The organism is Nonomuraea ceibae (assembly GCF_019396325.1).
Lineage (GTDB): Bacteria > Actinomycetota > Actinomycetes > Streptosporangiales > Streptosporangiaceae > Nonomuraea > Nonomuraea ceibae.
In genome coordinates this window covers 1-19962 of record NZ_JAHKRO010000053.1, presented here as the reverse complement: position 1 = coordinate 19962, position 19962 = coordinate 1, and the positions used below count along the sequence as shown (strand labels likewise).

General features: G+C 72.7%; 22 protein-coding genes and 1 pseudogene. 14 read left to right on the top strand and 9 right to left on the bottom strand.

What is annotated here, in order from left to right; translation table 11 throughout:
- Nucleotides 1-2 precede the first annotated feature (2 nt).
- Complete coding sequence (locus tag KME80_RS28255) at nt 3-338, bottom strand: RskA family anti-sigma factor (RefSeq protein WP_219509401.1); 336 nt, start codon at nt 336-338, stop codon at nt 3-5.
- A 112-nt stretch (nt 339-450) separates the two neighbouring features.
- On the opposite strand from KME80_RS28255, the gene KME80_RS28250 reads away from it, so the two are divergent.
- The 3 genes from KME80_RS28250 to KME80_RS28240 all read left to right on the top strand — a co-directional run bounded on the left by KME80_RS28250 (nt 451) and on the right by KME80_RS28240 (nt 3930).
- The gene (locus tag KME80_RS28250) at nt 451-1725 is read left to right on the top strand and encodes an FAD-dependent oxidoreductase (RefSeq protein ID WP_246645911.1); all 1275 of its coding nucleotides are present in this window, start codon (nt 451-453) and stop codon (nt 1723-1725) included.
- Nucleotides 1722-3065 carry a class II 3-deoxy-7-phosphoheptulonate synthase gene (locus tag KME80_RS28245; protein ID WP_219509400.1) on the top strand — a complete coding sequence of 448 codons (1344 nt, stop codon included), beginning with the start codon at nt 1722-1724 and terminating at the stop codon, nt 3063-3065. The genes KME80_RS28250 and KME80_RS28245 overlap by 4 nt, the downstream gene beginning before the upstream one ends.
- A gap of 91 nt (nt 3066-3156) precedes the next feature.
- On the top strand, nt 3157-3930 hold the full coding sequence (locus KME80_RS28240; RefSeq protein ID WP_219509399.1) for an SAM-dependent methyltransferase: 774 nt from the start codon (nt 3157-3159) through the stop codon (nt 3928-3930).
- A 61-nt stretch (nt 3931-3991) separates the two neighbouring features.
- Here the strand turns inward: KME80_RS28240 and trxA are convergent, their stop codons facing one another.
- Nucleotides 3992-4369: a thioredoxin gene (trxA, locus tag KME80_RS28235; protein ID WP_219509398.1), complete on the bottom strand. Its 378-nt coding sequence runs from the start codon at nt 4367-4369 to the stop codon at nt 3992-3994.
- Nucleotides 4370-4458: 89 nt separating this feature from the next.
- Entirely contained in the window at nt 4459-6156 is a 1698-nt protein-coding gene (locus KME80_RS28230; RefSeq protein ID WP_246645910.1) for an ExeM/NucH family extracellular endonuclease, read from the bottom strand.
- Nucleotides 6157-6262: 106 nt separating this feature from the next.
- Between KME80_RS28230 and KME80_RS28225 the strand changes: the two genes are divergently transcribed.
- Nucleotides 6263-7300 (top strand): pentapeptide repeat-containing protein, encoded by a 1038-nt coding sequence (locus KME80_RS28225; protein WP_219509396.1) that lies wholly within the window; start codon nt 6263-6265, stop codon nt 7298-7300.
- On the opposite strand, the gene KME80_RS28220 is transcribed toward KME80_RS28225, so the two are convergent.
- Genes KME80_RS28220 through KME80_RS28210 form a run of 3 tightly spaced genes read right to left on the bottom strand, consistent with a single transcriptional unit; the run spans nt 7266 to nt 8357 of the window.
- Nucleotides 7266-7688: an SRPBCC family protein gene (locus tag KME80_RS28220; RefSeq protein ID WP_219509395.1), complete on the bottom strand. Its 423-nt coding sequence runs from the start codon at nt 7686-7688 to the stop codon at nt 7266-7268. The genes KME80_RS28225 and KME80_RS28220 overlap by 35 nt on opposite strands.
- A complete protein-coding gene (locus KME80_RS28215; RefSeq protein WP_219509394.1) occupies nt 7681-8007 on the bottom strand; it encodes an ArsR/SmtB family transcription factor in 327 nt (108 codons plus the stop codon). Before KME80_RS28215 ends, KME80_RS28220 begins: the two co-directional genes overlap by 8 nt.
- Nucleotides 8004-8357: a VOC family protein gene (locus KME80_RS28210; RefSeq protein ID WP_219509393.1), complete on the bottom strand. Its 354-nt coding sequence runs from the start codon at nt 8355-8357 to the stop codon at nt 8004-8006. Before KME80_RS28210 ends, KME80_RS28215 begins: the two co-directional genes overlap by 4 nt.
- Nucleotides 8358-8452: 95 nt before the next feature.
- On the opposite strand from KME80_RS28210, the gene KME80_RS28205 reads away from it, so the two are divergent.
- Nucleotides 8453-9109: a permease prefix domain 1-containing protein gene (locus KME80_RS28205; RefSeq protein ID WP_219509392.1), complete on the top strand. Its 657-nt coding sequence runs from the start codon at nt 8453-8455 to the stop codon at nt 9107-9109.
- Here the strand turns inward: KME80_RS28205 and KME80_RS28200 are convergent.
- Complete coding sequence (locus KME80_RS28200) at nt 9081-9416, bottom strand: PadR family transcriptional regulator (protein WP_219509391.1); 336 nt, start codon at nt 9414-9416, stop codon at nt 9081-9083. The two genes, KME80_RS28205 and KME80_RS28200, sit on opposite strands and share 29 nt — an antisense overlap.
- 88 nt (nt 9417-9504) lie before the next feature.
- Here KME80_RS28200 and KME80_RS28195 point away from each other — a divergent pair, with 88 nt between their 5' ends.
- The 8 genes from KME80_RS28195 (at nt 9505) to KME80_RS28160 (ending at nt 17795) form a co-directional block, all read left to right on the top strand.
- Entirely contained in the window at nt 9505-10674 is a 1170-nt protein-coding gene (locus tag KME80_RS28195; protein ID WP_219509390.1) for a cytochrome ubiquinol oxidase subunit I, read from the top strand.
- A 10-nt stretch (nt 10675-10684) separates the two neighbouring features.
- Entirely contained in the window at nt 10685-11449 is a 765-nt protein-coding gene (locus KME80_RS28190) for a cytochrome d ubiquinol oxidase subunit II (protein ID WP_219509389.1), read from the top strand.
- A gap of 15 nt (nt 11450-11464) precedes the next feature.
- Nucleotides 11465-13489: a thiol reductant ABC exporter subunit CydD gene (gene cydD / locus KME80_RS28185; protein WP_308125954.1), complete on the top strand. Its 2025-nt coding sequence runs from the start codon at nt 11465-11467 to the stop codon at nt 13487-13489.
- Nucleotides 13486-15165, top strand: a complete 1680-nt coding sequence (gene cydC / locus KME80_RS28180; protein WP_308125953.1) for a thiol reductant ABC exporter subunit CydC — start codon at nt 13486-13488, stop codon at nt 15163-15165. Before cydD ends, cydC begins: the two co-directional genes overlap by 4 nt.
- Nucleotides 15166-15246: 81 nt before the next feature.
- The gene (locus tag KME80_RS28175; RefSeq protein ID WP_219509388.1) at nt 15247-15870 is read left to right on the top strand and encodes a hypothetical protein; all 624 of its coding nucleotides are present in this window, start codon (nt 15247-15249) and stop codon (nt 15868-15870) included.
- A complete protein-coding gene (locus KME80_RS28170; RefSeq protein WP_308125952.1) occupies nt 15867-16184 on the top strand; it encodes a transcriptional regulator in 318 nt (105 codons plus the stop codon). Before KME80_RS28175 ends, KME80_RS28170 begins: the two co-directional genes overlap by 4 nt.
- Nucleotides 16181-17062, top strand: coding sequence for an ABC transporter ATP-binding protein (locus tag KME80_RS28165; protein ID WP_219509387.1), 882 nt, complete (start codon nt 16181-16183; stop codon nt 17060-17062). Before KME80_RS28170 ends, KME80_RS28165 begins: the two co-directional genes overlap by 4 nt.
- Nucleotides 17055-17795 carry an ABC transporter permease gene (locus KME80_RS28160; RefSeq protein ID WP_219509386.1) on the top strand — a complete coding sequence of 247 codons (741 nt, stop codon included), beginning with the start codon at nt 17055-17057 and terminating at the stop codon, nt 17793-17795. The genes KME80_RS28165 and KME80_RS28160 overlap by 8 nt, the downstream gene beginning before the upstream one ends.
- Before the next feature lie 81 nt (nt 17796-17876).
- On the opposite strand, the gene KME80_RS28155 is transcribed toward KME80_RS28160, so the two are convergent.
- A complete protein-coding gene (locus tag KME80_RS28155; RefSeq protein ID WP_219509385.1) occupies nt 17877-19118 on the bottom strand; it encodes a S1C family serine protease in 1242 nt (413 codons plus the stop codon).
- 244 nt (nt 19119-19362) lie between these two features.
- On the opposite strand from KME80_RS28155, the gene KME80_RS28150 reads away from it, so the two are divergent.
- The gene (locus KME80_RS28150) at nt 19363-19839 is read left to right on the top strand and encodes a VOC family protein (protein WP_219509384.1); all 477 of its coding nucleotides are present in this window, start codon (nt 19363-19365) and stop codon (nt 19837-19839) included.
- 24 nt (nt 19840-19863) lie between these two features.
- On the opposite strand, the pseudogene KME80_RS53600 reads toward KME80_RS28150, so the two are convergent.
- A pseudogene (locus KME80_RS53600) lies at nt 19864-19962 on the bottom strand (IS982 family transposase); the annotation flags it as partial.

The window sequence follows — 19962 nt, the reverse complement described above, 5'->3', positions numbered from 1 at the left end:
CGTCACGGCGGGGGCCTTCCCCGGGAGGGATGCGGGCCCCGCAGCAGGGGTGGGGGGCCGCAGCCTCGGCGGGCGGAGGGCGGGGCCGGCTCGCCGGGGGGCTCCTCCTGCTCCCGGAGGGCTCCGCCGTGGGGGTGGAGGGAGCCGAGCAGGCGGGTGCGCAGGGCGGGCGGCGGCGGGACGGGGGCGGCGAGGCGGGCGGCGGTCTCGCGCAGGCGGCGGACCTCGGCCCGGCAGGAGGGGCAGCGGGTCAGGTGGCGTTCGAAGGGGGCCAGGTCGGCGGCGGGCAGCGCGTGCACGGCGTAGGCGCCGGTGAGGAGGTGGAGGTCGTCGTTCATGTCCACTCCCGGGAGAGGCGGCTGCATCACCTGATTCGGTCCTTCCGCCTTTCCGGATGCGAGTATTGCTCCCTTTCCCGGCCCGTGAGACAATCTCATCAGGTGATGAATTATGAGCTGTGTGATCGCGGGCGGCGGCCCGGCGGGCGCGATGCTCGCCCTGCTGCTGGCCCGGACCGGCGTCGAGGTGACGCTGCTGGAGAAGCACGCCGACTTCCTGCGCGACTTCCGCGGCGACACCATCCATCCGTCCACGCTGCAGGTGCTCGACGAGCTGGGGCTGGCCGGCCGCTTCCTGGCGCTGCCGCACCGCAAGGCCCACGAGCTGAGCGTCGTGACCGACAGCGGGCCGATCCGGCTGGCGAGCCTGCGGGGGCTGCCCGGCCGCTACGACTACATCGCGTTCGTCCCGCAGTGGGACTTCCTGGACCTCATCACGTCCGAGGCGGCCCGCTACCCGAACTTCCGCCTGCTGATGCGGGCCGAGGCGTACGACCTGATCCGCGAGGGCGGGGCGGTGCGCGGGCTGCGCTACCGCGACCCGTCGGGCGAGCACGAGGTCCGGGCGGCGCTGACGGTCGCCGCCGACGGGCGCGGCTCGGTGCTGCGCGGGCGGGCCGGGCTGGCGCCGCAGGAGCTGGGCGCGCCGATGGACGTGCTGTGGTTCCGGGTGCCACGCGAGGAGTCCGACCCGGACCAGCCGTTCCTGCGGGTCTCCAGCGGCCACGTGGTCGTCGCGATCAACCGCGAGACCTACTGGCAGCTCGCGTACGTGATCCGCAAGGGCGGCTACGAGGAGCTGGCAGGCCGGGGCATCGAGGCGCTGCGCGAGCCGGTGGCGCGGATGCTGCCGTTCGCGGCCGGGCGGCTGGGCGTGATCGGCGGCTTCGACGACGTGAGCATGCTGACGGTGCGGCTCAACCGGCTGCGCCGCTGGCACCGGCCGGGGTTCCTGTGCATCGGCGACGCGGCGCACGCGATGTCGCCGGTGTTCGGCGTCGGCATCAACCTGGCGGTGCAGGACGCGGTCGCCACGGCCGGCCTGCTGGCGGGCGCGCTGCGCTCCCCCGGGCGCGGGCCGGTCCCGGAGGCGGCGCTGCGCCGGGTGCAGCGGCGGCGCATGCCGCCGACCCTGGTGACGCAGGCGGTGCAGCGGCTGGTGCAGAACCAGCTCATCAAACCGGCGCTGACCAGGAAATTCGGGCCGCCGCGGGTGCGCCCGGACCTGGCGCGGGTGCCGGTGCTCAACCGGCTGGTCCGCCGCTTCGTCGGTCTCGGGGTGCGCCCCGAGCACGTGCGGGCGACCCCTATTTTGACACCGTCTTCTCACAACGTGGACACGGCGGTCGGTGGGGAGGACCCGGTGGAATACCCTCGTATGTCGTGAGCGCACTGACCAATTCGCTGAATCTCGATTCGTGGCGAGCCCTCCCCGCGGCCCAGCAACCCGACTGGCCCGATCACGGCGAGCTCAAGAAGGTCGTCGCCGAGCTCGGCGGCCTCCCCCCGCTGGTCTTCGCCGGAGAGTGCGACCAGCTCAAGGACGAGCTCGCCGCCGTGGCGCGGGGCGAGGCCTTCGTGCTGCAGGGCGGCGACTGCGCCGAGACGTTCGCGGCGGCGACCGCCGACAACGTCCGCAACAAGCTCAAGACGCTGCTGCAGATGGCGATCGTGCTCACCTACGCGGGCAAGGTGCCGGTCGTGAAGATCGGCCGGCTGGCGGGGCAGTTCGCCAAGCCGCGCTCGAAGGGCACCGAGACCCGCGAGGGCGTCGAGCTGCCCGCCTACAGGGGCGACATGGTCAACGGCTTCGACTTCACCGCCGAGTCGCGCCGCCCCGACCCGTGGCGGCTGCTGAAGGCCTACCACTCCTCGGCCGTGACGCTCAACCTGGCGCGGGCGTTCACCAAGGGCGGCTACGCCGACCTGCGGCAGGTCCACGCGTGGAACCAGGACTTCGTGGCCGAGTCGCCCGCCGGGCGCCGCTACGACCAGCTCGCCCGGGAGATCGACCAGGCGCTGGCGTTCATGCGGGCGTGCGGGGCCGACCCGGAGGAGTTCCACTCGGTGGAGTTCTACTCCTCGCACGAGGCGCTGATCCTCGACTACGACCAGGCGCTCACCCGCATCGACTCGCGTACGGGGCTGCCCTACGACGTGTCGGCGCACATGGTCTGGATCGGCGAGCGGACCCGGCAGCTCGACGGGGCGCACGTGGAGTTCTTCTCCCGCATCCGCAACCCGATCGGCGTCAAGCTGGGCCCGACGACCACGCCGGACGAGGCGCTGGCGCTGATCGACAAGCTCAACCCGGACAACGTGCCGGGCCGGCTGACGTTCATCACCCGGATGGGCGCCTCCAAGATCCGCGAGCACCTGCCGCGGCTGGTCAAGGAGGTCACCGCCTCGGGCGCGCAGATCGCCTGGATCTGCGACCCGATGCACGGCAACACGTTCGAGGCGCCGAGCGGCCACAAGACGCGGCGGCTCGACGACGTGCTCAACGAGGTGGCGGGCTTCTTCGAGGTGCACCGTTCGCTCGGCACGCACCCGGGCGGCATCCACATCGAGTTCACCGGCGACGACGTGACGGAGTGCGTGGGCGGCGGCCACGAGATCGCCGAGGGCGACCTGGCCACGCGCTACGAGACGGCCTGCGACCCGCGGCTCAACCGTGGTCAGTCGCTGGATCTGGCGTTCCGGGTGGCGGAGCTCTACCGCGGCTGAGTGATCCACCTCACACCGGGGGTCATCGGTCACGGTGACCCCCGTGATCTCCTAGGATCGCGCTGTAAAGGGCGAAATATCAGGAGTTTTGGTGGACAGTGCTCCGGAGGGCGTCGACCCCAACGTGCCCAACGTCGCGAGGATGTACGACTACTACCTCGACGGCAAGGACAACTTCGCGGCCGACCGTGAAGCGGCCGAGCGGATCATGAAGATCTTCCCGGTCACCAAGGACGCCGCCAGGGAGAACCGGGCGTTCCTGCGCCGGGCCGTGCGCGAGGTGGTCGCGGGCGGCGTCCGGCAGATCATCGACCTGGGGGCGGGCCTGCCCACCCAGGGCAACACGCACGAGATCGCGCCCGAGGCGCGCGTGGTGTACGTGGACTACGACCCCGTGGTGTGCACGCACGGGCGTGCCCTGCTGGCCAGGGGCGAGAAGGTGGACTTCTTGCAGGCCGACGCGAGGAAGCCGGACGAGCTGCTCGAACGCCTCGACGGGATGGTGGACTTCGGGCAGCCGGTGGCGTTCATGATGCTGGCCATCCTGCACTTCATCCCGGACGACGACGCGTACGGGATCGTCGGCAAGCTGCGTGACGTGAGCGTGCCCGGCAGCCATCTGGTGATCAGCCACGCGATCGACGCCAAGCCGGACACCACGCCGCAGGCGATCGAGGTCTACAACCAGGCCACGGCCGGGCTGAACCTGCGCACGCACGAGGAGATCGTCCGCTTCTTCGACGGCTACGAGCTGCTGGAGCCGGGTTTGGTCTTCCCGAAGGACTGGCGGCCCGACGGCGGGGAGACCTACGGCGGCGGCACCGCCATCGGCTACGCGGGCGTGGGCCGCAAGACCGGCCCCTGAGCCTCACCGGGCGTCACTGAAAACACGGCAGCCCCGCCGCGAGCGGGGCTGCCCTGTCGTCTCACTGCTGCCGCTGCGCGTCCTTGAGCTCCTTGTCGAGCTCGGCGCGGATCTCGTCCATGTCCAGGGCGCGGACCTGGCGGATGAGGTCGGCCAGGGCGGGGGCCGGGATGGCGCCCGGCTGCGAGAACACCACGATGCCGTCGCGGATCGCCATCAGCGTCGGGATGGACCGGATCTCGAAGCCCTGCGAGAGCGCCTGCTCCTGATCGGTGTCGATCTTGCCGAACGTGATGTCCTGGTGCTCCTCGGAAGCCTTCTCGAAGATCGGCCCGAACATCTTGCAGGGGCCGCACCAGTCCGCCCAGAAGTCGAGCAGGACGATCCCCTTGTCGGCGATGTCGTTGAAGTTCTTCTCGGTTACTTCGATGGTCGCCACAAGTGGCTCCTCGCATTCGTCCGTCAGCGTGTGTACGTCAACATCTCTACACAGGAAGAACCCCTACCCTCGCGCGGGCATTCCAGCCCTCAGCCGCGGCCTCCCGGCAGGGCGAGCCCGACGACGAGCGGGTCGTGGTCGGAGGAGCGGTAGGCGTCCGGCCGGTAGAGGCCGGGCGGGTTGAACTCGGTGTTGTAGTCGAGGATGCGGGGCTCGTCGGCGTTCACGTGCCAGATGGCGGCGCCGGTGACGCGCTTGAGGAGCTGCCTGCCGACCAGCATGTGGTCGAGCTCCCCGGCCAGGCCCTCGAAGACGTAGCTGTAGCGCTGGGAGGCGGGCACGTGCTTCTTGGTGACGCTGGTGAGGCCGCCGGCTTCGAGCGTGCCGATGGGGTCCTCCTCGCCGTAGGCGTTGAGGTCGCCGAGCACGATCGGGTTGGGCAGGTCCGTGGTCAGGCCGAGCAGCGCCTGCGCCTGCTTGACGCGGGTGGCGTTCCAGCAGCCCTGGCCGTCGCCCTGGTCGGCGTCGGGGCCGTCGTCGGGGCAGGAGCCCTTGGACTTGAGATGGTTGACGATCATGGTGAACGGCTGGCCGCCGCCGGTGCGGCGGAACGTCTGGACGAGCGGCGGCCGGCTGAAGACCGGGTCGCGCGACGCCGCGGGCTCGCCGACCGGCTTGAGCTTGGCGGGCTTGTAGATGAGGCCGACCTGGATGGCGTCGGTGCCCGGGTACGGGTGGGCCAGGGCGGCGTACGTGCCCGCGCCCACCTCGGCGTTGACGGCGTCGACCAGCGCCTGGAGTGCGGTCCGGCCGTTGTTCTCGACCTCCATGAGGCCGACGGCGTCGGCGTCGAGGCCCTTGAGCGCGGCCACCAGCTTGGCGAGCTGCCGCTGCTGCTCGGCGGCGTCGGTGGCGCCGCGCGAGCCGAGCGTGGTGAACCAGTTGAGCGTGTTGAACGAGGCCACCTTGACGTTGCCGCCCACCCGGGCGGGCCTGGCCGGGCGCGGGTTGGCCGCTCGGTAGGCGACGGGCTCGGTGGGCTGCAGGCGGTAGGCGCCGAACCCGTACCCGAGGACGCCGGTGAGGCCGGTGACGGTGTCGCCGGCGCGGGCCAGGGGCGGGAGGGTGGCAGGGTTCTGGCGGGAGGAGCCGTCGTCGAGCAGCAGGGAGCGCCGCTGGTTGAGCGCCGGGTCGACGCCGGGCCGGTCGGTCGGCTGGAACAGCCGGCCGCCGGAGGAGAGCGTCACCTCGCCGAAGCGGCCCAGGTCGTAGTGGTCGCTGACGGTCAGCGGCTGCGGGAAGGTGAGCAGCACGTTCTCCACGGACTCCAGCCCGTCGGCGGGCAGGCTCTGGCGCAGGGGCGCGACGGAGCCGGTGCCGCACACGTCGACGGCGGTGACCGGTGACAGCTCGGTCCAGCCGTTGTACTCGATCGCCCGGCCCGTCACCAGGACGCGGTCGCCGACCTTGACGTCCTTGAAGGTGTCGCGGGCGAAGGCGAACAGGCCGTCGGAGGTGGCCGGGTCGCCGTCCGGCGTCGGGTCCTGGAGGAAGAAGCCGCTGAGCTGGTCGCCGCGCTGGAAGTCGCCGGTGACGACGCCCTCCACCCGGACGCTCTGCCCGGCGAGCGGGGTGGCGGCGCCGCGGCCCTGGACCTCGGCGACCTGCCGGTCCGCCGGGGTGTCACAGGGCCCGGCAGGGGCCGCGGAGGCGGGTACGGCCCCGGCAGTGAGGGTGGCGGTGAGGGTGGCTGCCACGGTGAGCGCGGCAAGCGGTAAAGCACGCATAATCCGCACTTTAGAGGCAGTCCCCGCCGTATCTTCCTCCATGGACAAGGCTGGAACATGAAATCTCCGAACCTTGACATGGACCCGCCCCGGGTATGACCCCTGCATGGACTGGGTCACCTGCGCGCACTCGGCCGCCTGCACCGGAGTCGCCCGCCCGCCGTCCGGGCGCTGCCTGGCCCATCTGCCCCACGAGGAGCTGTCGGCCGCCCTCGCCGCCCTGGCCCCGGGCCGCCTGCTGGACCTGCGCGGCACCACCGTGGGCGGCGACCTGCTGCGCCGGGTGCTGGCGGCGGCGGGCGACCGGCCGGGCCGGGCGCGGCTGGACCGGGCCAGGTTCACCGGCGACGTGCGGCTGTCGGGCGTGGCCTTCCAGGGGGACGTGTCGCTCGACGGGGCCAGGTTCGAGCGCCTGGCGTCGTTCTTCGGCGCCCGCTTCGACGGCAACGTGTCGCTGGCCGGGGCCTGGTTCGCCAGGGAGCTGTCCTTCCACGGGGTGCGGGCGCGCGGGCACGTGTCGCTGGACCGGGCGGTGATGTCGCGCGACGCGCTGTTCAGCCAGGCCGTCTTCGAGCACGGGCTGTCGTGCGAGAGCGCCAGGTTCGACGGGTACGCGACGTTCGACGGCGCCCGGCTGGGCGAGGCGGCGTGCTTCCGGGGCGCGCGGTTCGGGCGCACGCTGTCGTTCCGCAAGGTGGCCGGCAGCGCCGGGTTCGACGCCGCGCACTTCGCCGCCGACGCCTACCTGTCGGCGACCGGCCGGCTGTCGGCCGCCCGCGCGCGGGCCGACGCGACGCTGGACGTGGCCGTGCGCGGCTGCGGGGTGGACCTGCGCCAGGTGCGGGTGGCGGGCGCGACCACGCTGCGGCTGACCGATTCGCAGGCCGACCTGGAGGGTGCGGTGCTGCGCGGCCCGGCGACGGTGACCGGGCGCGGCCGGGCCACGCTGACGTCGCTGCGCCAGGTGGACGCGGCCAGCCTGGCGCTGGCCGGGCTGGACCTGTCGTCCTGCCGGTTCGCCGGGCTGGCCCACCCGTCGGGGCTGCGGCTCACGGAGTGCACGCTGGCGCTCGGCCGGCGCGGGACGCTCTGGCCGATGCTGCGCTGGCTCACAGCTCGCCGGCGATCCGCCCGATCAGGGTGACGATGCGCGGCCAGCCGCCGCCCATGATCCGGCGCGACAGCTGCTGGGCCGGGTCGTCCGGGTCGAAGCCCTCGTGGTCGAGGAAGAACCGGGTGCCGTGGCCCTCGGGTTCGAGCCGCCAGGTGACGATCCAGCCTTCGCGGCCCCAGGCCAGCTTGACCAGTTTCTCCGGCTCGACCTCCAGCACCTCGCAGGGCACCACGCCGTCGAAGCCGACGTCGGGCCTGGGCGTCGTGGTGAAGGTGAACCGGTGCCCCACCTCGGCCCGGTAGTCGCCGGGCATGAGCCAGCGGGTCACCAGGCCGGGGTCGGTGAGCGCCCGCCACACCTTGGCGGGCGGGTGGCCGATGAACTGGTCCAGCCGGATCGCCCTCCTGTCGTCAGGCATCGTCGTCCTCCAGGTCGTCCAGCAGGTCGGTGAGATCGGTCAGCTTCTGGCGCCAGAAGCGCTCGTACGGGGTCAGCCAGTCGCGGATCTCCATGAGCGGCGCCGCCTCCAGCCGGTAGTGCCTCTCGCGGCCCTTGCGGGTCTCGGCCACCAGCCCGGCGTCCCTGAGCACCTTGAGGTGCTCGGAGACGCTGGGCCGGCTCATGTCGAAGCGGTCGGCCAGCCGGCCGGCGGGCTGCGAGCCCTCCTCGCGCAGCAGCCTCAGCAGCTCGCGCCTGGCCGGGCTGGCCAGCGCGGTGAAGACGTGGTCGGCGGTCATTCCTGGCTGACCACGAAGCCGTTGCCGAACGGGTCGGAGAACAGCAGCTGCTTGCCCCACGGCTCGTCGGTGGGCCCTTCGGCGGCCACGCCGTGCTCGCGCAGCCGCTCGGCGAGGGCGTCGACGCCGGGCGAGGAGAGGACCAGGCCGCCGATCGGCGCCATCGACGGGAACCAGGAGGCGAGCAGCAGCGTGCTCTCGGCCCCCTTGGGCGCGACGGTGAGCCAGCGGCCCATCGGGAACGGGTTGTCGGTGCGGACCTCGAAGCCGAGGACGCCGGTGTAGAAGGCGTGCGCGGCGTCCTGGTCGGAGACGGGCACGGTCACGGTCACGATGTGCGAGATGAGCATGTCAGCCACTATACGTAGGTTTTTTCCTACGTAACAACCCGAATCAGGGAAAACCCTGATGGGCTCCCGGCGGGACCGTTCGTACACTGGTGCGCATGCGCATCGACGACTACGTCACCGACCTCGGCCGCGCCCTGTCCGGGCCGTCCGGGCCGAAGCGGGACATGGTCGTCGAGGCCCGCGACAGCCTGGTCGACGCCGCCGACGCCTACGAGGCGGGCGGGGCCGGGCGGGAGGAGGCCGAGCGGCTGGCGATCGAGGAGTTCGGCCCGGTCCGCGACATCGCGCCCGGCTTCCAGTCGGAGCTCACCGCGGTCGCGGGGCGGCGGCTGGGGCTGCTGCTGTTCGTCAGCGTGCCGGTGACCGTGGTCATGTGGTCGGTGGTCTGGCGCTTCCACCCCGGCTCCTTCGCGGGCTACGGGCCGCGCGCCGACTGGCACGTGTTCGCCTCGCGGCTGCTCGACGTGCTCCAGCTCGGCACCGGCCTGTACGGCGGGGCCGCGCTGCTGGCCCTGGCCCGGGGCCTGGTGCGGCCCGGCCTGGTCACCCGGTCGCTGGGCGTGATCGTGTGGGTGATGCTGCCGGTCACCGGGGTGCTGAGCCTGGTGCTCGCGCAGACCTCCCCCGCCGGGGTCGCGCTCTTCCTGCCCGCGGTGCTGGCCAACCTGGTGACCTGGGCGTTCTGGGGCATGCAGCTCTACTGCGCCACCCGGTGCCTGCGGGTCAGCCGGCCGGTCCGGGGTCGGGCCTGAGCACGCTGCCGATCACGCCGGCGAACTCGCGCCAGGCCGACCGCTCCGCGGCGAGCTGCTTGCGCCCCGCGTCGGTCAGCCGGTAGGTGCGCCGCCTGCGCCCGCCGACCGTGGCCCACTCACTGGCCAGGCAGCCGGTGCGCTCCAGCCGGCGCAGCGCCGGGTAGACCGTGCCGGTCGGCACGGAGAGCGCGCCCTCGCTGCGCTCCTGCAGGGCCTCGATGATGGCGTAGCCGTGCAGGGGCTCGCGCTCCAGCACGGACAGCAGCAGCGCGTCCATGTGGCCGCGGAGCGCGTCGGGATTCATGTCATCGATCCTAGGCATCCGTTCTTCATGTAGCCAGCCTACATGTAGGCTCTCTATATGTAGACAGACACAACGACGGAGCGGAACCTTGGACGTACTCGACCTGGCGCGCACCCAGTTCGCCGTGACGGGAAGCCTGCACTTCCTGTTCGTGCTGCTCACCCTGGGGCTCGCGCCGCTGGTGGCGATCATGCACACCCGCTGGGCGCGCACCGGCCTGCCGCTGCACGAGCGGATGACGCGCTTCTGGGGGCAGATCTACCTGATCAACTACGCCCTCGGCATCGTGACCGGTCTGGTGATGGAGTTCCAGTTCGGGCTGGCGTGGAGCGGGCTGTCGCACTACGCGGGCGACGTGTTCGGCGCGCCGCTGGCCATGGAGACCCTGGTGGCGTTCTTCCTCGAATCCACCTTCCTCGGACTGTGGATCTTCGGCTGGGGGCGGCTGCCCAAGTGGGCGCACGTGGCGTGCATCTGGATGGTCACCGCCACCGCGTACGGCAGCGCGTTCTTCATCCTGACCGCGAACGCGTTCCTGCAGAACCCGGCGGGCGCGGTGCTGTCCGGCGGGCGGCTGGAGCTGACCGACTTCGGCGCGCTGCTCACCAACGACGCCCTGGTGTACGCGTTCCCGCACGTGCTGGGCGCCGGGCTGTTCACCGGGGGGATGGTGCTCGTCGGCGCCAGCGCCTACCAGTTGCGGCGCCGCACCGCCGAGGTGGAGTTCTTCACCCGGTCGATGAAGACCGGCGTGATCACCGCCGCGATCGGCATCACGGTGACCGTGATGTTCGGCTACGCGCAGTTCGCCGTCGGCATCCAGCCCGGGAAGTTCTCCGGCAACGCGGCCGCCGCCGTGCCGCTCGGCTTCATGGTCGAGGGCGGGCACCTGTTCTCGCTGATCGTGCTGTTCTTCATGCTGCCGTGCATCCGCCTGCTGCCCCGCTGGCGGTGGGCGCACCCGCTGCTGATCGCGCTGACGCCGCTGCCGTTCGTGCTGGCCGTTCTCGGCTGGCTGGCCAGGGAGATCGGGCGGCAGCCGTGGATGATCTGGGAGCGGCTCACCGTCGCCGACGCCCTGACGCCCGGGCTCACCTCGGGCATGGTCACCGCCTCGCTCGCCGGGTTCACCGCGGTGCTCGGGCTGCTCGCGGTCGTCGACTACGTGCTCATCGCCCGGATCATCCGGCGCGGGCCCGGCGACGACCTGTCCCTCGGCGCCGCCGGCGAGCGGCGCGCCCCCGCGCTGACGTACTAGGGAGTCGCACATGGAATTGCTGTGGTTCGCCCTCTTCGCCGTGCTGCTTGCCGGATATTTCGCCCTTGAGGGGTTCGACCTGGGCGTGGGGCTGCTGCTGCCCGTCCTCGGCCGGACCGTCGAACGCCGCGACCGGATGGTCGCCGCCATCGCGCCGTTCGTGCTCGCCAACGAGGTGTGGCTGGTCGCCGTCGCCGGGACGCTGTTCGGCGTCTACCCGATGCTCGAAGGCGAGGTGCTGTTCGGTCTCTACCCGCTGGTCGTGGCCATGCTGCTGGCGTGGGTCGTGCGCGACGCCGGGCTGTGGTTCCGCCGCCGCGTGGGCGGCCCCGGCTGGCGCCGCTTCTGGGACGCCCTCATCGCCCTCGGCTCACTGTGGCTGTCGGCCGGCTGGGGCATGGCCCTGTACGGGGCCGCCACCGGGTTCACCTCCTCCCCCATGCACCCCGTGGGGCTGCTGCTGGGCGTCGTGGTCACGCTGCTGTTCGCCTTCCACGGCTGGACGTTCCTCGGCTGGCGCGACCCCGCGCTCACCGGCGCCGCCCGGTCCGGACGCGTGCTCGCCCTCACCGGGGCCGTCGCCGCGCTGCCCGCGCTCGGCCTGCTCGCGGGCGCCATGGGCTACCTGCTCGACCACAGCGCGCCCCCGGCCACGCTGAATGTGCTCAGTCTCATGGTGCTCCCGTTCGCACCCCTCATGGTCGCCGCGCAAGTATGGGTATGGCGCACTTTCCGACCGGGCAAGGGCGCCGACCGGATCCCATCGTTCTTCTGAGGCACCCGAGGCACCGTGCACAAAGATCTTCTGCGGCTCATGCGGGCCGAGCGGGCCGTCCGCCGCCACCTCGCCGTCACCTTCGCCGCGGCCACGGTCGCCGGGCTGCTCGTCCTGGTCCAGGCCGAGCTGCTGGCCGGCGTGCTGTCCGGCCGGTTCACCGCCGTGGCGCTGGCCGGGGTGGCGGGCGTGGTCGCCCTGCGGGCGCTGCTCGGCTGGACGCAGGGCGTGTTCGCCGGGCGCACCGCCACCGGCGTCAAGTCGGCGCTGCGCCACCGGCTGCTGGCCCGGCTGCAGGAGCTCGGGCCCGCCCGCCTCACCGGCCACCGCTCCGGCGAGCTCGTCACCCTCACCGGGCGCGGGCTCGACGGCCTCGACGCCTACCTGACCGGCTACCTGCCCTCCATCGCCGTCGCCGCCGTCGTGCCCGTCGCCGTGCTCGTCCGGCTGCTCGCCGCCGACCTGGCCAGCGCCGTCATCGTGCTCGTCACGCTGCCGCTCATCCCGATCTTCGGGGCCCTGGTCGGGCTGACCACCAAGGCCGTCACCGAGAAGCAGTTCCACGCCCTGTCGCGGCTCGGCGGCCACTTCCTCGACGTGGTGCGCGGCCTGCCCACCCTGCGCGCCTTCGGCCGCGCCCGCTACCAGGCCACCGTCATCCGGCAGGTCGCCGACGCCCACCGCGCCGCCACCATGCGCACGCTGCGCGTGGCCTTCCTGTCGTCGCTCGTGCTGGAACTGTGCGCGTCGCTCTCGCTGGCCCTCGTCGCCGTGCCCATCGGGCTGCGCCTGCTCGGCGGCAGCCTCGACCTCACGACCGCGCTGCTGGTGCTGCTGCTCGCGCCCGAGGCGTACCTGCCGCTGCGCGCCATGGGCACCCGCTTCCACGCCTCGATGGAAGGCGTCGCCGCAGCCGACGCCGCCTTCGCCGTCCTCGACCAGGAGCCCGGCGAACGGCCCGCCCCCGGCGCCCGCACCGCGCCCCCCAGCGGCGGCGCCGCGCCGCGGATCCAGCTCGAGAACGTCACCGTCCGCTACCCCGGCCGCGACGACCCCGCCCTGCGCGACGTCACCCTCACCATCGAACCCGGCGAACGGGTCGCCCTCGTCGGCGAGAGCGGAGGCGGCAAGAGCACCGTGCTCGCGCTCGTGCTCGGCTTCGTCCAGCCGGCCGCCGGCCGGGTGCTCGTCGACGGCACCGACCTGCGCGAGCTCGACCTGGAGGCGTGGCGGGCCCGGCTGGCCTTCGTCCCGCAGCGGCCCCACCTGTTCACCACCTCTGTCGCGGACAACATCCGCCTCGGGGACCCCGCCGCGTCCCTCGACGACGTACGCCGCGCCGCCCGGGCCGCCCAGGCCGACGCGTTCATCGACGCGCTCCCCCAGGGCTACGAGACGCCGGTCGGCGAGCGGGGCGCCAACCTGTCGGCCGGGCAGCGCCAGCGCGTCGCCCTCGCCCGCGCCTTCTGCCGCCCCTCGGCGTCGGTGCTCCTGCTGGACGAGCCCACGGCCCGCCTCGACGGGCGCAGCGAGGCCGCCGTCGTGGCCGCCACCGCCGCCCTCTGCCAGGACCGCACCGCCATCGTCGTCGCCCACCGGCCCGCCATGATCGACCTCGCCGACCGGGTCATCCGCCTGCACGACGGCCACCTCCTCCCCGACCCCCCTCCCGTGGACGGCGACGCCCCTTACGGCGGCAAGCCACCCCGCAGTGGCGCGCCCTTCGGGGATGGCGGCGCCCCCTCGGGTGGCGAGACGTCGCCCAACAGCGGGACGCCCCGTAGCGGCGCGCCCTTCGGGGACGGCGAGGCCACCTCTGGTGGCGGGACGGCCCGCGCGTCCTCTGGGGACGACGACGGGGCCGTCGGTGGCTCGGGGGTCGGTGACGGGGAAGGGCCCACTGGCGGAGAGAGGGGCGCCTACGGCGGTGCGCCACCCGGCGGTGGGGTGCCCACCGGTACGGCGTCTCCCGGTGGGGTGGCCGCTGGTGGGGCGGGTTCTGGTCAGGGGTTCGCGGTTCGGGTCGAGGGGGCGTTGTGAGGCGGCGGATGGGGTGGCGGCTGGCCGGGGCGGTGCTGGCCGGCGGGGCGGCCGATCTGGCCGGCGTGGGCCTGATCGCGGCCGCCGCGTGGCTCATCACGAGGGCGGCCGAGCAGCCGCCGCTGGCGGCGTTGAGCGTGGCCATCGTGGCGACGCGGGCGTTCGCGACGAGCCGGGGCGTGTTCCGTTACGCCGAGCGGCTGACGGGTCACGACGTGGCGTTGCGGGCGCAGGCGGGGACGCGGGAGCGGCTGTACGAGTCGCTGATCCCGCCGCGCCGTGACGGGCTGGGCGGCGCGGATCTGCTGAGCCGGATGGTGGACGACACGGAGGCGGTGCAGGATCTGCTGGTGCGCTGCCTGCTGCCGGCCGCGGCGGCGGCGCTGGCGGGGCTGGCGGCGGTGACGGTGGGCCTGTTCGTGCTGCCGGTGACGGCGCTGGTGCTGGTGGCGGGCCTGGTGGCGGCGGGGGTGCTGCTGCCGGCGGGCACAGCGGCGGCGGCGCGGCGCTGGGCGGCCAGGATCGCGCCGGCCCGGGCGGAGCTGGCGGGCCGGGTGGCGGATCTGGTGCACGGTTCGGCGGACCTGGCCGCGTACGGCGCGGCGGGGCGGGCGCTGGGCGACGCGCGGGCGGCCGACGAGGCTCTGGCGTCGCTGGAGCGGCGTCAGGCGCGGGTGCACGCGGCGGCGCTGGCCGGGGGCACGCTGGTGCAGGGGCTGACGGTGGCGGCGATCGTGCTGATCGCGCAGGGGGCGGGCGCGGGCACGGTGGCGACGGCGGTGCTGGCGCTGACGGCGCTGGTGTCGTTCGAGCCGGTGCTGCCGCTGGCGGCGGCGGGTGAGCGGCTGGCGGGCGTGCTGGCGGCGCTGCGCCGGCTGCGCGCCGTGCGTGACGCTCCCCCGGCCGTGACGGACCCGGTCGCGCCGGTGGCGCCGCCGTCGGCGCCGCTGACGGTGGAGGTCGCCGATCTGGTGGTACGCCATCCGGGCGCGGACCGGCCGGCCGTGGACGGGGTGTCGCTGACGCTGACGCCGGGCAGGCGGGTGGCGCTGGTGGGGCCGAGCGGCGCCGGGAAGAGCACGGTGCTGTCGGCGCTGATGCGGCTGGTGGAGCCGGAGTCGGGCGGCGTGACGGTGAACGGGACCGACGTCCGCGCAATGGACTCCGATGACGTGCGGGCGATGATGACGGGCCTGACGCAGGACCCGTACATCTTCCAGACGACGTTCCGCGACAACCTGCGGCTGGCGGGGCCGGAGGCGGGCGAGGAGGAGCTGCGGCGGGCCGTACGGGACGCGCGGCTGGAGGAGTGGGCCGATCGCACGGGGTGGGACGCCGAGCTGGGCGAGGACGGCCGGACGGTGTCGGGCGGCCAGTTGCAGCGGCTGGCCCTGGCCAGGGCGCTGCTGCACGACCCGCCGGTGATGCTGCTGGACGAGCCCGCGGAGGCGCTGGACGAGGAGACGGCCGACGCGCTGATGGCGGACCTGCTGGACGTGACGCGCGGCCGTACGACGCTGCTGGTCACGCACCGGCTGCGGGGCCTGGAGTCGGTCGACGAGATCGTGGTGCTGGAGGAGGGCCGCGTGACGCAGCGCGGCCGCCATGACGAGCTGGTGCGCTCGCCCGGCTACTACCGCGACCTGTGGGAGTCGGAGGTCCTGACCCGGCGGTGAGGCGCCGGAATCCCCTCACCTTGCGTTGGCGTGGCAAGCTGGTTTAAAGTACAAACCAGTTTGAGGCCAAGAGGAGTTGGGATGACAGAAGACGGCGAGCGGATCCCGAGCCCCGAGGAGACGCTGCGGGTTATCGAGCAGCAGCGCGCCGCCACGGCGCGGGCGCTGCAGCCCAACCCGCTGCGGATGTACGTGCCGTGGGGCGTGGCCTGGCTCGTCGGCTTCACCGCGTTCTTCCTGCACTACGGCCTGCACGGCGAGTCGTACGCGCCGATCGGCCAGATGCAGGCGCTGGCCGTGCTGATGGTCGCCCAGATCGTGGCCGGGTCGGTGGCGGCGTACGAGATCGTCCGGATGAGCGGCCACACCCGCGGCGACAACCAGGCCAGGGGCACCATGTACGGCTACACGTGGTTCGCCGGCATGGTGCTGATGGTCCTGATCGCGTTGCGCGTCTCCCCGCTGTTGCCTCCGGACCTGTCCGGCCTGTTGTGGGCGGGCGGCACGCTGACCGTGGTGGCGATCCTCTACATGGCGGGCGGCGCGCTCTGGCTGCAGTGGCCGATGTTCTTCATCGGGGTGTGGATCGCCGCCGTCAACGGGGTCGGCGTGGTGCTCGGGGCGGGCTGGCACGCGCTGCTGACGGCGGTCCTGCTCGGCGGCGGCCAGATCGCCGCGGGGCTGTGGATGTGGCGGCGCTCGTGACCGACTCCGCCCCGGAGCTCGACCCGGTCATCCACGCCCAGGCCCGGCTGCGGGTGATGGTCACGCTCAACACGCTGCCGGAAGGCGACGAGATGGCCTTCCCGTCCCTCAAGGACCTGCTCGGCATGACCGCCGGGAATCTGTCCGTGCACCTGTCCAAGCTGGAGGAGGCGGAGTACGTGCGCATCGTCAAGACCCACAAGGGCCGCACGCCCGTCACGTACGTCGCCATGACGAAACGGGGCCGAGCGGCCCTGGAGGACTACACCAGGGCGATCCGCGCCCTGCTCGACACCGCGGGAGGCACCGCATGACCGTCCTGGCCAGAGCCGTCGAGGCCACACGCCGTTACGGCGAGGTGGTGGCGCTCGACCGGGTGTCGCTGGAAATCCGCGCGGGCGAGATCGTCGGCCTCCTGGGTCCCAACGGGGCCGGCAAGTCGACGCTGATCAACCTGTTCGTGGGGCTGCGCCGCCCGTCGTCGGGGCTGGTGGAGCTGCTCGGCGGCTCCCCCGCCGACCCGCTGGTGCGGCGCGGCATCGGCGTCACGCCGCAGGAGACCGGCCTGCCCGAGGCGCTGCGGGTGGGCGAGATCGTGGACCTGGTGTCGGCGCACTTCCCCGACGCGGCGGGCAAGGCGGAGCTGCTGGCCAGGTTCGGGCTGGAGGACCTGGCCAAGCGGCAGATCGGCGGGCTGTCCGGCGGGCAGAAGCGGCGGCTGGCCGTGGCGCTGGCGTTCGCGGGCAACCCGCGGATGGTGTTCCTGGACGAGCCGACCACCGGGCTCGACGTCGAGGCCAGGCGCGCGCTGTGGGACGGCGTCAAGGCCTACCACGAGTCCGGCGGCACCGTCCTGCTGACCAGCCACTATCTGGAGGAGATCGAGGCCCTGGCGGAGCGGGTCGTGGTCGTCGGCCGGGGCCGGGTGCTCGCCGACGACACGGTCCGCGCCGTGCGCGACATGGTGGGCGTGCGACGGGTCTCGCTCGTCGCCGACCGGCTGCCCGAGCTGCCCGGGCTCATCTCCAGCGACCGTGAGGACGGCCGCTTCCACCTGCTGACGTCCGACTCCGACGAGCTGGTCGTCGAGCTGGTGCGCAGCGGGGTGCCGTTCTCCGGCCTGGAGATCCGGCCCAGTTCGCTCGAGGAGGCCTTCCTCGCCATCACCGAGAAGGAGAGCGCGCATGTCTAGCCTCGTCCTGGCCCACACCCGGCACCAGATGCTGGAGCAGATCCGGGTGCCGATCGGCCTGCTGGCCAGCAGCCTGTTCCCGGCCATCGCGATGCTGGCGTTCGCGGTGCCGTTCGTCGGCGACGACCCGCTGGCCTCCACGGTGTCGACCGGGTCGATGACGCTGGTCGGCACCATGTCGGCGGCGCTGATGGGGCTGTCGATCACGGTGGCGCAGGACCGGGAGCAGCCCTGGGACCCCTACCTGCGCACGCTGCCCGCCGGGCCGCTGCCCCGCTTCGCGGGCCGCATCATCACCACGACGGCGGTGATGCTGGTGTCGATGATCCCGGTGCTGCTGATCGCGGCGCTGTTCACCGCGGCGACGGTGACGCCGCCGCGGCTGCTGCTCGGGGTGGGCGCGGTGATCGTCTCGTCGCTGCCGTTCATGCTGATCGGCCTGGTGCTGGGCTTCCTGCTGCCGTCGAAGGCGGCGATCGGCGTGTCGCAGCTGCTGTTCTTCCCGTTCGCCATCCTGGGCGGGCTGTTCATGCCGCTGGACATCATGCCGGAGCTGGTCAAGACGATCTCGCAGTTCGTGCCCAGCCGGGGCGCGGGCGAGCTGGTGTGGTGGGCGACCACGGGCGTGGCGCCGGACGTGCTGCCTCTGGTGGCGATGGCCGTGTGGACGGTCGTGGCCGGAGCGGTCGCGGCGTGGGCGTACCGGCGCGACGAGGGCCGCCGCTACTCCTGACGTACGGGCCCCGCGTACGGGGGGTGTGCCGCCGAGTCCGCAGCGATCTCAACGGCACACCCGTCCGGGAGGGGGCTTCTGTTATTTCTTCTCTTCGAGGGTCACGGTGGCGGTGCTCTGGCGACCGTCCCTCATATAAGTGATCTGAACCTGTTGGCCCGGTTTGAAACCTCTGACCTGCCCGACAACGTTCTCGGAGCCGTCGACCGGCTTGTCGCCGATCTTGGTGATCAGGTCTCCCTGCTTCAGCCCGGCCTTCTCCGCCGGGCTTCCGGCGTTCACCTGGCTGACCAGGGCGCCGGCCACGTCGCCGGTGGCGTCGGTGACGCTCACGCCGAGGAACGCGTGCCTGACCTTGCCGGTGCTGATGAGCTGCTCGGACACGTGCTTGGCGGTGTTGATCGGGATGGCGAAGCCGACGCCGATGCTGCCGTTGCTGCCGGCCGTGGCGATCGCGGTGTTGATGCCGACGACCTGGCCGGAGGCGTTGACGAGCGCGCCGCCCGAGTTGCCGGGGTTAATGGCGGCGTCGGTCTGGATGGCGCCGCCGATCGTCGTCGGCTGGCCCGACTGGCCCTGCTCGCGCCCCCAGCCCGGGGGGAGCTGCTCCTGCCCGCCGCCGCCGACCGTCAGCGTGCGGTCCAGGGCGCTGATGATGCCCATGGTGACCGAGCCGTCGAGGCCGAGCGGGCTGCCCATCGCCAGCACCGAGTCGCCGACCTGGAGCCGGCCGCTGTCGCCGAGCTGCGCCGCGGTGAGCCCGGAGACGCCCTCGGCCCTGATGACGGCCAGGTCGGTGGCCGGGTCGGTGCCGACCACGGTGGCCTTGGCCGTCTTGCCGTCACTGAACTTGACCGACATCTGGCCGCCCTGCGCGGCGCCGACCACGACGTGGTTGTTGGTGAGGATCAGCCCGTCGGCCGACAGCACGACACCCGAGCCCTCGCCGGAGGCGCCCTGGATCATCACCACGGACGGCTGCGTGCGCCGGGCGACCTCGGCCACGGAGAGCGGGTTGGAGGCCTGCTTGAACGTCGGGCTCGGCGCGCTCACCGCGGCGACGGACGGCTGCTGGAAGGAGGTGACGACCGCGCCGCCCACGACGCCGCCGACGATGGCCATGGCCGCCATCGCCAGCCCGGCGACCGCCTTCTGCCGGGCGGAGAAGCCCGGCTTCCCCGCCGGTGGCGGCGGGGGCGGCGGCACCGGCTGGGCCATCGCCCGGGTGTCGTCGCGCCGGGGGAAGCCCCCGGCGGAGGGCGGCGTGTCACCGAACTGGCTCCACCCTCCGGCGCCCTGCTCGTGAGGCTCGTTCGCGTTCATCTCACATCTCCTCAAGTCCCGATGACTCAAGGGTGCCAAGAGCGGCGTAAGCGCCGGTTAAGGCATTGATCAGAGAAGCCTGAGAGCGCTGACGTGGCGCTTATCACTGCTGGTGGGGGCCCGATTACGCAACTCAGATCGCGCGGAAATCGATGCCGCGCCGTTCCACGACGATCGGAATGAACAGGGGCGGCCGAGGGTTGGGCACAGGGACACCGAACCCCGCGTACCCGAAGGAGCCCCCATGAGCGCCCCCCAGGAGAGCAGCCCGGCCGTCCGCCAGCTCAGGCTGGTGGTGGAGGCGGAGGACTACGAGGCCGCCGTGGCCTTCTACCGTGACGTTCTCGGCCTGCCCGAGCAGGCGGCCTTCAGCGGCGGCGACGGGGCACGGGTGGCGATCCTGGACGCCGGACGGGCCACGCTCGAGATCGCCAACCCGGCGCAGAAGAAGATGATCGACGAGGTCGAGGTTGGACGGCAGGTGGCGCCCAAGTTCCGGGTGGCGTTCGAGGTGGACGACGCTCGCGAGACCACCGGGCGACTGGTCGCCGCGGGCGCGGACGAGGTGGCGCCGCCCACGGTCACCCCGTGGGAGTCGCTGAACGCCCGGCTCGACGCGCCCGGCGGCCTGCACATCACGGTGTTCCAGGAGCTGAGCACCCTTGAGGAGCGCGCATCGCACGACGGCTTCGGCACGGACGCCGGCCGCTCGGGCGACTAGATGATTGATTCCAAGGGGTTGGGATCAGTGGTCGTAGGCGGTCAGTGAGCGGGCGATGGGCTGACCGGTCTTGTCGTTGTGCCAGATCACGGCGGTCAGTGCCAGGATGCGGGTGATCACGCG